This is a genomic window from Saprospiraceae bacterium, from assembly GCA_016719615.1.
GTDB lineage: Bacteria > Bacteroidota > Bacteroidia > Chitinophagales > Saprospiraceae > Vicinibacter.
The window spans coordinates 98,038-111,022 of the sequence record JADJYQ010000003.1 but is presented as its reverse complement, the minus strand read 5'-3'; the positions used below and the strand labels follow the sequence as shown (position 1 = coordinate 111,022).

Sequence of the window (12,985 nt, the reverse complement as noted above, 5' to 3'; positions counted from 1 at the left end):
GATTTAAATTTGGATGGAGTGCTTGATGTCATAGTGACTTCACCTGGTTTTAGTAATGAAGCACTCCTATATGCGTATACTTTATCTTCCGGCCTACCACAGCTTATAGCTAAAGCTTATCCTATTGGTATAAATTATTCTGAAATCGGGCCGCCATGTATTGGAGATATTAGGGGAACCGGCATTCCTTATGTTGTGATTACCAGGGAATCAACATTACAGGCATATTCTTTTAATGGCAATATTGCATTTCAAATGGAGTGGAGTATGAATACCAAGGATACAGCAGGTTTCAATGCAATATCTATGTTTGATTTCAATGATGATGGGAAACAAGAAATTGTATATCGGGATGAAACTTCACTTTATGTTATCGATGGTTCCTCAGCCATTCCAAAAGTAATTACTAATTTTGGTTGTTTTTCCTGGACCTGGAGTGAATATCCAATTGTGGGTGACATAGATGATACCGGTCATGCAAAGTTATGTGTTCCATGTTCCTTTGTAGAAGATGGTCAATTAGGCAAACTCATTATCTTTGGTCCTCCAGACTCGCTCCCAGGCTGGGCTCCCGCTAGAGGTATCTGGAATCAATATAATTACCATGCACTAAATATTAATGACGACCTAACTGTGCCACGTGTGCAAAAAAACAATGCCACCTATAAGAATGGAAAATACAATAACTTTTTTGTTCAGGAATCACTACTCGATAGCAATGGTATGTATCTAAAAAGAGCAGCAAGCCTCTCCGGAAAAATCAAATGCATCAATTATGATCCCATCAATGATGAATACACTGTGATTTTTGATATTTACAATCTCTCTAATGCTTCTGTTAAAGCGGACTCCAATCTGCCGGTTTCTTTTTATAAAGGTGATCCTGCAACGACTGGTTCACTGATTGATATTTATTACACTTTAAAAATATTAGAAAGCGGTGACAGCTTGTTGAATTTAGAATTTAAATTCTCTGTATCAAATCTAACCGATCTTTTTATGGTGATCAATACGACGAGGAATGGATCAGGACAATTTGATCCTAGACATTTTTTAATTGCGGAATGTGATTATACGGACAATATATCACGTACACTTGAATTGCCAAAGGTTGAGAAAATAAATGCAGCAATCTGTGAAGGCAACGGATATCAGTTTTACGATACCCTAGTATATGATGCAGGAATGTATTACCACAAAATAAATTCGGTAACAGGATGTGACAGCATCGTATATCTGCTGGAAGTAACAACCACGGATAGCATTCATATAAACCAAACTGTGACTACCTGTGATACCTACACCTGGAATGGGCAAACGTATTTCCAATCGGGTACCTTTGTACACGACACTACCAACAGCTTCGGTTGTGACAGTATTACAACATTGAATCTCGTCATCAACACTTCAAATACGATAAATATACCACAAACGGCATGTGACAGCTTTAACTGGAATGGAATGACGTATGATAAAAGCGGAACGTATCCCTATCAGTCCATAAATAGTGCAGGCTGCGATAGCACAATAACACTCGAACTCCTCATCAACAAATCGGATAATATTGATATTAATCATACAGCTTGTATTAATTATACCTGGAATGGACAATCGTACTCACAAAGTGGAACTTATAAATTGGACACTTTAAACAGATTTGGATGCGATAGTGCAGTTACCTTAAATCTAACTATCAATTCAATCATTAATGTAAATTTAGTAGATGCTGCCTGCGATAGTTATATCTGGAATGGCAATACCTATACACAAAGTGGTAGTTACCAATTTAAAACAATAAATCAGCAGGGCTGCGATAGCATTACCACATTGCAACTCACCATTAATAGTTCCAACAATTCAATGACGTCACTTGTCACTTGTGATAGTTTTACCTGGAACGGGCAAGCATACGACCAAAGTGGTATTTATCAGTTCAAAACACAAAATACTGTTGGATGTGATAGTACGGCAATACTACAACTTACTTTAAACAAATCAAATTATTCAATTACTGAGACTACAAGTTGCGATAGTTTTACCTGGAATGGAAATGCTTATGACAAGAGTGGTAGCTACCAGTATCACGCCTTGAATGCCGCTGGATGTGATAGTATCGCTACGCTTAACCTTGTTATCAATAATTCTGATCATTTAGATATCAAAGAAACTGCTTGTGATTCATTTACCTGGAATGGAAAAACATTTAACCAAAACGGAATCTATCAATACCAAACTGTAAATATATTGGGATGTGACAGTGTCATCAATTTGAATTTAATTATCAATAAGTCAAGTAAAGCAGATTTGGCATTATCCGCTTGTGATAGTTTGAATTTTCTCGGCAACATATTGAAGGCAAATGGAAAATATACATTTATGCTTCAAAATGCTGTGGGATGTGATTCTGTAATTAATCTAAGTCTGAGTATTAGGTCTGAATTTTATAATAATTCCGTTACAAACTGCGATACATTTACCTGGAATCTGAATGGACAATCCTACAATCAGTCTGGTATTTATTATCAAAAGTATGTCAATAGCTTCGGTTGTGATTCAATTTACAAACTCGATTTGACCATTAATAAAAACTACGATGAGTTACAACAAGCAGTCGCCTGTAAAGAATATTTATGGCAGATAAATAAAATATTATTCAAGCAATCAGGTGACTACATTTATCCATTAAAGACCATACATGGCTGTGATTCCATTCTAAGATTAAATCTAATAATAAATTACGATTTTGAGAAAACGGATACTGTTATCACTGATTCAACCTACACCTGGCCTGTAAATCATAAATCGTATCCAAGTTCTGGAATTTACCAGGAACAGTTTACCTCCGGCGGCGGCTGTGATTCCATTCGATATCTATTTCTCATCATAAAAAAGAATATAGGAATTTATTTTCCAAATGTCATTCGTCCCGGTGGACCAAACGCATGGTTTACTATTTTTGATAATGGTCATACCATTTCATCAATTGAAACTTTGACAGTTTATGACCGATGGGGAGATTTGGTTTGGCAAAAACATGGCATTCTCCCCAATGAACTTAAATCGGGATGGGATGGAACATTTAATGGGCAGAGTGTATTACCTGGTGTTTATGTATGGCATGCTCAACTTTTACTTCAGGATGGAAGTTTAAGAACGGAAAGAGGGGATGTTTCAGTAATTCGTTAAATGATTTGCAATTTATTTATATTTGGTGAAACTTTTAGTGATGAAAAACGTCATTTTGCTTTATTTGAAAACCTTTGTTATCTTTATCGGCTTTCTTGGTTTCTTTTATTTACTGATAGAGTTTGTTAATTCAGGTGTTTTTGGTTTGCAACAATCATCATTTGAAAGATTGGTAAGGTGGGCCCTTGGCTTGACTCTTTTGGTTGTTACATCGCATTTATTGGTGTTGAAATTTATGGGTATTTCTATTTTCTCCGGAGTGCATCTGGGTGATTTCCAGAAAGTGAGAATGAAAACGAGTAAGTCCTTAAAACAAATTTCTGAAATCTTGTTGACGCATTTGGATTCGGGCTACCTGTCTTTCAATGAAGAGAAAAGCGAAATCGCAATTTTATATGAAAAGAGCTGGAAATCCTGGGGCGAAAAAGTGATCATAAAAAAATGTGGTCAAAATGAAATGGATTCGGAAATTGAGATTATAAGTCAACCTAGTTTTAAACTAACAGTTGTGGACTATGGAAAAACTATCAGAATGTGAAGCAGATCTCCCATACCATTTCAAGCCTGAGTTGATCATAGGATCTTCTTCAATAAAAAAAGCTGAATTTATACAATCCAGCTTTTCTTTAATGAAAACATTCGTTTTTTATTTCAAATCAAATCGATCCAGATTCATCACCTTATTCCACGCGTTCACAAAATCATGGATGAAGTTATCATGACCATCTTCGCAGGCATAAACTTCTGCAAGTGCCCGAAGTTCTGAATTGGATCCGAAGATAAGATCCACGCGGGTTCCCGTCCATTTGAGTTCGCCTGATTTGCGATCACGCGCTTCAAATAAATCTTGTGCATCATTTCCAGACTTCCAACTGTTAGTTAAGTTGAGAAGATTTTGAAAATAATCATTACTCAAGGTTTCCGGTTGCTGGGTGAACACTCCATGTTTCGAACCATCGTAATTGGTATTCAGCACGCGCATGCCACCAATAAGTGCAGTCATTTCTGGGGCTGTCAAAGTCATCAATTGCGCTCTGTCTATAAGCATTTCTTCTGCAGTTACCGCATGTTTGGCTTTGAAATAATTTCTAAAGCCATCTGCTGCAGGTTCAAGAACGGCAAATGATTCCACATCTGTTTGCTCCTGTGTTGCATCTGTCCTGCCCGGAGTAAAAGGAACTATAACTTCGCGACCTGCATTTTTTGCCGCTTTTTCGATTCCAGCATTCCCAGCAAGTACAATCAAGTCTGCCATGGAAATCTGCTTTCCGCTTGTTTGAGCTGCATTAAATTCCTTTTGTATGGATTCCAATGTCTCGAGAACTTTTGAAAGTTGCGCCGGATTATTGACTTCCCAATCTTTTTGTGGCGCCAATCGAATACGGGCACCGTTGGCACCACCGCGTTTATCTGAACCTCTGAACGTGGAGGCAGAAGCCCATGCAGTGGATACCATTTGCGATACCGTTAATCCTGAATTCTGGATTTTTGATTTAAGCGCAACGGTATCATTTTCATCAATAAGTTTATGACTTGTAGGAGGTACCGGATCCTGCCAGATCAAAACTTCCTTAGGCACCTCAGGTCCCAAATAACGAGATATCGGACCCATATCGCGATGCGTTAGTTTGTACCAGGCGCGCGCAAATGCATCTGCAAAGTCATCGGGATTTTCGTGAAAACGCCTGGATATTTTTTCATAAGCCGGATCCATCCGCAATGCGAGATCCGTAGTAAGCATAACTGGAGTGTGGCGCAAATTTGGATCGTGTGCGTCGGGCACTGTACCGGCTCCCATGCCGTGTTTCGGGATCCATTGATGGGCCCCTGCCGGACTTTTACTCAACTCCCATTCGTAGCCAAAGAGATTCCAGAAAAAATTATTGCTCCATTTGGTGGGAGTTGTGGTCCATGCCCCTTCGAGTCCACTGGTGATAGTATGCACACCATGGCCACTGCCAAAACTGTTTTTCCAACCCAGTCCTTGATCTTCGATACTTGCAGCCGCTGGTTCGGGACCTACATATTTGCCCGGATCGGCAGCACCGTGTGTTTACCGAAAGTATGACCACCTGCGATCAGGGCAACGGTTTCTTCATCGTTCATGGCCATCCTACCGAAGGTCTCGCGGATATCGCGGGCAGCGAGCAGGGGATCGGGATTTCCATTGGGCCCTTCGGGGTTGACATAGATCAAACCCATTTGTACAGCAGCTAAGGGGTTTTCCAGTTCGCGATCCCCGGTATACCGCTGGTCATCCAGCCATTTGCGTTCAGAGCCCCAATACACATCTTGCTCGGGTTCCCAAACATCTTCGCGGCCTCCACCAAAGCCGAAGGTTTTAAATCCCATGGACTCCAAGGCACAATTTCCGGCGAGAATCATCAGATCAGCCCAGGATATTTTCTTGCCATATTTCTTTTTAATGGGCCACAAAAGCAAACGCGCTTTGTCTAGGTTGGCATTGTCGGGCCAACTGTTGAGGGGTGCAAATCGCTGCGTTCCTGAACCGGCGCCACCTCGTCCATCAGAGATGCGGTAAGTACCGGCACTATGCCAAGCCATTCGGATAAAAAAAGGACCGTAGTGGCCATAATCTGCAGGCCACCAATCTTGTGATTCGGTCATCAATGCGAAGATGTCCTTTTTACGGCTTCGAGATCTAAGGACTTAAAAGCCTCTGCATAATTAAAATTTTCATCCATCGGATTCGATAAAGATGAGTTCTGTCTGAGGATGTTTAATTTCAGTTGATTGGGCCACCAATCGCGGTTGCCCGGGCCGCTGCCTGCACTTTGCTTGAGAGCCCCGCCATGAAACGGGCATTTGCTTTCTCCGTTTACATTGTAGGAGGAGTTCGATGAATTGTTGTTTTCCATTTTTTATAAAATATTTATTTTTTGATAATGATAAATTCCTTCTCAACAAACATATTGCAAGCATTTAAAGAGTTTACAATTTTATTCGTTATTGAGATCATATACTCTCAATTATAAAACAAGGAAATTCTCGTATTGTTTGGCTATCTACTTTGAATCTCATGAAAAGCTAATGAAAGCCTAAAGCTAAATGCAAAAAGCTTATAGCTGCAACCCTAAAAGAATTTTATCATCCAGACATAATTATCACTTTCCAATTGAATAATTTCTTCAAGTCTGTCAGTGCCTGATATAGGTTGACCATTTTTTATCATTAAAAAACATAAAAATGGCAACAATTAGAAGGCAATTTAAAATGAGCATTGAGCAGCGTATGGCGAGGCATTTTTCAGAAAGTTTCAAACGATCGAAGGTTCTCGAGATAGAGCAAGGCAGGAGCAAAGTCAGTGAAATTTGTAAGGAATACGAGGTTAGCCCTACCAATGTATACAAATGGATGAGTAAATTTGGTGCAGCTAAAAGCCAAATTCGCATGATTGTTGAAACAAATTCCGACACTAAAAAAATAATAGAACTTAAGCAAAAAGTTGCAGAATTGGAACGAGTAATTGGTCAAAAACAGATCCTAATTGACTTTCAAACTAAGATGATTGAATTAGCAGAAGAAGCATACAAGATTGATATTAAAAAAAATATTCTTCAGCACAATCTGCTACTTCAGACAGGAGCGAAAGCGATATCCATTCTCATTAAATAAGTTGTACAGAGTAATGAATATCAGCAAACAATCTGTTCATCAAAGAATAGAAAGGAATCACCAGGATCTAGAAATAGAAGCACAACTTCTGTGGCTCATACACCAAATTCGTGAAGATCACCCTACGATGGGAGTGCGTGATCTGTTTTATAAAATTCGGCCAGAATCCATGGGCAGGGACCGTTTTGAAGCCTTTTGTAAAGAAAATAGTTTGATGTCCCTTAAGAAAGTATTTAGGCCAAGAACAACAGACAACACAGGGGTTATACGATTTGACAATTTGCTTATAGATCTCCAAATCAATCGAGTTGATCAAGTCTGGCAAAGCGACATAACCTATTTTGAATTAAACAATAGGTTTTATTATTTAACTTTTTATCCTTGATGCTTATTCTAGACGAATTGTTGGGCATAACGTGTCGGATAATTTAACGACCATTTGTACCACAATGCCAGCCTTAAAAATGGCTATAAAGTTGCGAGCCAAACAAAAGATGAGCGAATTAATATTCCATTCCGATGGTGGTGGACAATACTATGCAAAATCCTTTTTAGAGCTTACCGCAAAATATGAAATCAGAAACAGTATGTGTGAATATGCTTGGGAAAATGGTAAAGCTGAAAGGATTAATGGAATCATAAAGAATAACTATTTGATACACAGGGATATTAAAAATTATCATCAATTGACTATAGAGGTTGACCGAAGTGTACAACTTTATAACTTAGAAAAACCTCATAAAGAGTTACAAAGATTAAGTCCTGTTGAATTTGAAAATTTGGATATAACTTTACAATTGCAAAAAACACCGAGGATGAAAGAGTCATTTGATGCAAATAACAAAATATATGGGGTATCGAACCCCATATATTTTGAGCAAAAAACACCTCAGAATCTTGATGTATTCTCTGCAAATAATTCGAGTAAAAAGTTACACAAAACGGTCAACCCTATTTAGGCATTGACAATCTATACTCTATAATCCATACTCCATAATCTATACTTTTTGATCTATAATCACATTCACTTTAGCCTCCCGACATGATAATTATTTTTCTACCAATAGTATTTTTCATGTCGGGATCCCTTTAGCCTTTTCCCTTCTCCCCTTCCTTCATATTTTCTCCACCTCTTCCAACAGGAACATTAAGCGATTGATATCTTTAGAATTCAATATTAATTTTCCCTGAATATCTATAGGCTCGGAGGTATATGGGATTGGTTTTTTTGCTTTAATTTCTACAACGGTTTCTGGACCTGCTTTGCCGCAAAAAAAACAACTTGCATAGGGAAATGCAGAGAACACAAATTCCGTATGACTTTTAAATCCTTCCGTTGGAATAATATATCCTTTTAGTTTGATGGTTTTACCTTCAAGATCTTTTAAATCTTTACTGAATAAAGGTTTATCGACTTTTATTCCAAGTAATTCATCATACTCTTTTTTGTAAGTGACTTTTGCTAAAACTGGCCACATGCTTTGGGAATATAGGGATGTGGTTTTAACAATACAAACGAATGTTAGTATTGTAATCCAAAGTAGTTTTATGTAAATAACATTTATTTTCATAAGTATATTATTCAGAACTTAAGGTGTGATGTATATCTGTTTTCATAGCACGAACGGCAGGAATCAATGCCGCCAAAATGCCCAATAAACAAGCTGCAATCGGGATCAGCCACTCACCTGGAAACAAGACATCTGCACGGATTCCATATTTCATTTCGAGTTTGAGTAGTGGATTGACAATAGCAAGCAAAATATGTGCTAAGATCATTCCAATTGTAACACCTGAAAAACTAAGCAGCGCGGCTTCTGAAAGTGTCCATCGAATTATTTTAGAAGGGCTCGCTCCTGCAAATCTCAGCAAAGCCATTTCGTATTTGCGTTCCTCCATTGCTTGCCATAAGCTGATAAAAAGGCTTAACAGAGAGATCAAAACTAAGGCGATCAAAACAAAGGATAATAATTCAGTGGCTGTGCCTGTAAGTTCATACAATCTGTTTAATTCGATGGCTGGACTTGCTGCCATCATTTCTGTATTTTCATTGATGCTTCTGCCAAAATTTAAACTTTGAATATTCGTTCCTTTAAATTCCAATAGGACAGATGTAATTTCACCTTCAGTGTTTATGAGGTCCTGATTTGTCAGACAAGCTGGTCCGTGGTGATGTGCAGAATGGTCTTCTGCAACCTCGTCGTGGTGCAAAGCCCAATAAGAAGAAATAGAGATGAGGATGAGTTGATCGGTAATCGTTCCGGTAGGTTTTAAAATTCCGCAAACTTTGAACTGATGTTCATCGTGTTGATGTTCATTGACATTTTCGGTTTGGATACCATGACCTGAAATAAAAGTATCATTAATTTTCAATCCTGTTTTTATCGCGGCTTCTGATCCTATAACTGCATGAAAATCCTTGTCGAACCATTGTCCTGTTTCAAATTGAATTGGAGTCCAATGCCCGTAGGTATCTGTAGTGCCTACCAATCGGAATCCTGCGTATTGATCGCCAAGAGCAATAGGTAAAGCAGATTTGATGATGGGATGATTCTCCTTTAGAAAAACCTTACAATCTGAAAGAGGAATATTTCCCGTTGGAAAATCAATGTGAAATAAATTGCAGAGTACAGATTGTAAAGGACTCCCCTTTGCTGCTAAAATTAAATCCGTTTTACCTAAATTTTTATTGAAGTGATTTTCGAATTGGCTATTGACCAGCAAACCTAAAGTAATGAGTCCGCCTGCCAAAATCAGAAGCAATAGGTTGAACCCGGTGTTTAAAGGCCGGTGTTTTAAATTCTTCCACGCCAATAAAAAGGCATTCATGAAAACTGGATTTTTACATTGAATAAATCTTTGAGCCTTGAATCATGACTAACTACGACTAATGCAGCTCCGGTTTTTTGAGCCTGATCAATTAAAAGTTCTGCTACATTTTGAGTTCGAATATCGTCAAGTGAAGAACTGGGTTCATCTGCAAGAATTACTTTGGGTTGATTCATGACAGCTCTGGCCAAACTGAGTCGCTGCGCTTCTCCCTGGGAAAGTGCGTACGGCATTTGCATCATTTTATCTGCCAGATCCAAAGTCTCTAAAATATCAAAGATTGTTTTTTCGTCTTTTCGTCTGCCAGAAAGACTTTGAAACAGCAGTAGATTTTCAAGGACATTTAAGGCATTTAAAAAGTGAGGTTTTTGTAAAACCAAACCAATGTGTTTCGCCCGAAACTGATCCAATTCTTTAGGGCTTAAAGATTGAATTTCTTTCTGGCCAATGATAATATTTCCGGAAGATGGCTTGAGTAAGCCGGCAAGGAGGTGAAGAAAAGTAGATTTTCCGCAACCCGATGGTCCAAAAATCAACACAGCCTGACCAAATTCACAAGTTATATCTGGAAAAGTGAATTCAGCTTTTGTGGCATGAAACCGATACCGAAGTTGGTGGGTTGCTAACATTGGATTATAAATAAAAAAAAGCTGCATTTTTCATGCAGCTTAAATTTATAAAACGATTATTATTATCAAATAGATTTCCGCAAAGCAAACCAAGCAAGCTTGCATTATTGTTTTACCCATTTTTTAGTTAGACTTAAACCGCCACTTTCAATTTTTGCAAAATAAATTCCTTTTTCAAAATGCTGGACATTCATCTCGAAAGAATTGTTTTGCAGATTTAATTGGGTGCGAACGATTTCTCTTCCTAATAGATTGGTGATCACCAAACGAGCATTTTTATTAGTACTGTTTGGAAAATGAACATTGAGTTTTCCCTGAACCGGATTGGGTTGTATGCTGAAATTCAATTGTTTCAATTGATCTGTTGAACTAACTACATCAAATTTGGTACCGCTGTTTATTACTTCTTTGGTAGTTTCATCCTGAACCCAAGCAATGATATACATTTCTTTTTCATTCCAGCTTGGTTGTATCAAATATTGATATGATTTAACGATAGAACCGCCTTGATCTGCAAGATCGATTTCATCGCCATTCACGGCACTGGCAAAATCTCTGAATACATCATAATGAACTTTTTCACCATTCGGCGAAGCGTAATTTAATACGCGCTCGGTAATCGCAACGTAAAGACGATATTTTCCGCCGGGTTTTTGCCCAATTGTTTTTATTTCAATGATCGCATTTTTTGAATTACTTCCCGTTTCAGAAACCACAAGTTGTATAGCCGATTCCTTTTTAATTTCAGAGTCCAAAAATGAGGCATTCACACCACTGGCAGATTTTTTTGTCTGGCCATTGAATACAATAGTAGGAGTGCCCAGTATATTATAAAAATTGGAGCGTTGGCTTTGATCGTCTTTGTTGGCTTGATATAACAAACAAGCTGAGTAAGGGATAGGCGGGTGTATGGAAATGTGGTGGTAATGGCCTTTATAATTGTTCAATAAATTATAATAAGCCGGATTTGACCCGGCACAAACACCACAACGGCTGTTGGTGAAATGTTCCATAAAAACAAACCGTTTGGCCTGAGTATAGCCCTGAGCTAAGAAAATAAGCGAAAGTGCAGTTAAAAGTAATTTTCTGATCATAGTTATTATTTAATCGATTCCAAGTGCAATAATAACGATTGTACTGCGAAGATGTTGACGTGAATAGCTGATATGATATTGAATTAATACAAATACCACAATTTTAATCGATTCCCTTCAAGGATTAACATTTTTTGATTTGAGATGGCAAAAGCAGAGATTATATTTTTTGCAGTATATAATTCTGTTTCAGTATAGTTAATTTGATTAAATCCAAATATAGTATTGTTTTTTAATTTAAATATAAAATGTTCATTTACATCTGCCATTTCCATATCTGAGTCTGTCCATTTTTTTGCTTCAAAAAGTTGATTTGTATAAACCACAATGCTCAATTTTTTTTGAATGAAATAAATGTAATTTTTCAATTTCTTAAGAGACACGTCCTTGGCATCCATGGAAGAAAACAGGCCGCTGAATGTTGAGTTTTCAGTTTTTCCGGTTTTATAATTTTGGATCGCGAGATTGTTTCCATCATAAATGATGAATCGGTCGCTGTCGTAATGGCCAATCGCTGCTTTTTCATTGAGATCTGGCGCATTTATAGTTTGAAGCAAACTAAGTTGGGCATCCAGCAATTGGATTTTGTAATCTCCCGGATAGTAGAGAATGATTTTAAACGGATCGCTGACATCCAATCTTGCATTTTCCCAATTATTTTGAATGCTTATGGAAAATAAATGAACAAACTCCGGATTGAATTTTTGAAGCGTTTTGTCTGATTGATTTATAAGATAAATATTACCTAATGGATCCAATTGTACAAGGTCGGCTTCTACAAAAGTATCCAACAATAATTTCAATTCCTGTGCCTGGACAGGTGAATATAAAATACATAAGATCCAATTAAGAATAAGGAGTCGCTTTTTCATTCTTATAAAAATGTAATTGCACATTTCCCCCTTGCATTTTTCCATAAGAACGGAATGTGATCCAATCGCCCAAATTAAGGTATCTCGAATGTTGATTTGATAATAAGTAATTTATGGGCAAATGGCGGTGTCCAAAAATATAATAATCGCATGGATCTGTTAGCAATTGTTGTTCTGCAAACTGAATCAGCCATTCTTTTTCGGGGCCTAGAAATTCCTGAACCGCATCCTGAGCTTCCCTACTTTTCGAACTAAAATAATGCGCAAGACCAATGCCTACATCCGGATGCAACCAACGGAACATTTTTTGGGCTATGGGATTCGTAAATAATTTTTTAATCATTTTGTAACCATGATCTCCGGGTCCAAGGCCGTCACCGTGACCAATGTAAATCTTCTTTCCCTGAATTTCTTTGATGATGGGATTTTTATAAATGGGAATATCCAATTCCTTGGTAAAATAATCAAACATCCATAGATCGTGATTTCCGGTAAAAAAATAGACGGGAATATTGTTTTTTCGCAATTCAAATAAGCGAGAGAGGATTGGTGTAAATCCGCGAGGAATAACTTTTTTATAATCAAACCAAAAATCAAATACATCACCAACAAGATAGAGTTCTGCGATATCTGGTGAAATGCTATCGAGCCAATCGATGATATGCATTTCCCTTTGTCTGCTTTCAGCAGAATCAGTTTTCAGGTGAAAATCGGACGCAAAGTAAACGTTTGCCAAAAT

The 12,985-nt window shown here is 37.7% G+C and carries 11 protein-coding genes and 1 pseudogene; 5 read left to right on the top strand and 7 right to left on the bottom strand.

What is annotated here, in order from left to right:
* Nucleotides 1-18: 18 nt before the first annotated feature.
* Nucleotides 19-3,186, top strand: coding sequence for a gliding motility-associated C-terminal domain-containing protein (locus IPM92_09625; protein MBK9108606.1), 3,168 nt, complete (start codon nt 19-21; stop codon nt 3,184-3,186).
* Nucleotides 3,187-3,226: 40 nt separating this feature from the next.
* Nucleotides 3,227-3,724, top strand: a complete 498-nt coding sequence (locus tag IPM92_09620; GenBank protein MBK9108605.1) for a hypothetical protein — start codon at nt 3,227-3,229, stop codon at nt 3,722-3,724.
* 108 nt (nt 3,725-3,832) lie between these two features.
* Here the strand turns inward: IPM92_09620 and katG are convergent.
* Nucleotides 3,833-6,065 (bottom strand): annotated as a pseudogene (katG, locus tag IPM92_09615) (catalase/peroxidase HPI).
* 328 nt (nt 6,066-6,393) lie between these two features.
* On the opposite strand from katG, the gene IPM92_09610 reads away from it, so the two are divergent.
* The 3 genes from IPM92_09610 to IPM92_09600 are packed head-to-tail and all read left to right on the top strand — an operon-like array spanning nt 6,394 to nt 7,781.
* On the top strand, nt 6,394-6,822 hold the full coding sequence (locus tag IPM92_09610; protein ID MBK9108604.1) for a transposase: 429 nt from the start codon (nt 6,394-6,396) through the stop codon (nt 6,820-6,822).
* Between the two features lie 13 nt (nt 6,823-6,835).
* Nucleotides 6,836-7,207, top strand: a complete 372-nt coding sequence (locus IPM92_09605; protein MBK9108603.1) for a hypothetical protein — start codon at nt 6,836-6,838, stop codon at nt 7,205-7,207.
* 31 nt (nt 7,208-7,238) lie between these two features.
* Nucleotides 7,239-7,781: a transposase gene (locus IPM92_09600; protein MBK9108602.1), complete on the top strand. Its 543-nt coding sequence runs from the start codon at nt 7,239-7,241 to the stop codon at nt 7,779-7,781.
* A 156-nt stretch (nt 7,782-7,937) separates the two neighbouring features.
* On the opposite strand, the gene IPM92_09595 is transcribed toward IPM92_09600, so the two are convergent.
* From IPM92_09595 to IPM92_09570, 6 genes are all read right to left on the bottom strand, one after another.
* The gene (locus IPM92_09595) at nt 7,938-8,357 is read right to left on the bottom strand and encodes a hypothetical protein (GenBank protein MBK9108601.1); all 420 of its coding nucleotides are present in this window, start codon (nt 8,355-8,357) and stop codon (nt 7,938-7,940) included.
* 43 nt (nt 8,358-8,400) lie between these two features.
* Complete coding sequence (locus IPM92_09590) at nt 8,401-9,651, bottom strand: ABC transporter permease (GenBank protein ID MBK9108600.1); 1,251 nt, start codon at nt 9,649-9,651, stop codon at nt 8,401-8,403.
* Nucleotides 9,648-10,280 (bottom strand): ATP-binding cassette domain-containing protein, encoded by a 633-nt coding sequence (locus tag IPM92_09585; GenBank protein MBK9108599.1) that lies wholly within the window; start codon nt 10,278-10,280, stop codon nt 9,648-9,650. The genes IPM92_09590 and IPM92_09585 overlap by 4 nt, the downstream gene beginning before the upstream one ends.
* A gap of 104 nt (nt 10,281-10,384) precedes the next feature.
* The gene (locus IPM92_09580) at nt 10,385-11,374 is read right to left on the bottom strand and encodes an Omp28-related outer membrane protein (GenBank protein ID MBK9108598.1); all 990 of its coding nucleotides are present in this window, start codon (nt 11,372-11,374) and stop codon (nt 10,385-10,387) included.
* A gap of 83 nt (nt 11,375-11,457) precedes the next feature.
* Nucleotides 11,458-12,246: a hypothetical protein gene (locus tag IPM92_09575; protein MBK9108597.1), complete on the bottom strand. Its 789-nt coding sequence runs from the start codon at nt 12,244-12,246 to the stop codon at nt 11,458-11,460.
* Entirely contained in the window at nt 12,221-12,985 is a 765-nt protein-coding gene (locus IPM92_09570; GenBank protein MBK9108596.1) for a UDP-2,3-diacylglucosamine diphosphatase, read from the bottom strand. The genes IPM92_09575 and IPM92_09570 overlap by 26 nt, the downstream gene beginning before the upstream one ends.

Coding starts and splice junctions, on each gene's coding strand:
- IPM92_09575 (MBK9108597.1), bottom strand. CDS start 12,246: ATGAAAAAGCGACTCCTTATTCTTAATTGGATCTTATGTATTTTATAT.
- IPM92_09590 (MBK9108600.1), bottom strand. CDS start 9,651: ATGAATGCCTTTTTATTGGCGTGGAAGAATTTAAAACACCGGCCTTTA.
- IPM92_09605 (MBK9108603.1), top strand. CDS start 6,836: ATGAATATCAGCAAACAATCTGTTCATCAAAGAATAGAAAGGAATCAC.
- IPM92_09580 (MBK9108598.1), bottom strand. CDS start 11,374: ATGATCAGAAAATTACTTTTAACTGCACTTTCGCTTATTTTCTTAGCT.
- IPM92_09610 (MBK9108604.1), top strand. CDS start 6,394: ATGGCAACAATTAGAAGGCAATTTAAAATGAGCATTGAGCAGCGTATG.
- IPM92_09620 (MBK9108605.1), top strand. CDS start 3,227: ATGAAAAACGTCATTTTGCTTTATTTGAAAACCTTTGTTATCTTTATC.
- IPM92_09585 (MBK9108599.1), bottom strand. CDS start 10,280: ATGTTAGCAACCCACCAACTTCGGTATCGGTTTCATGCCACAAAAGCT.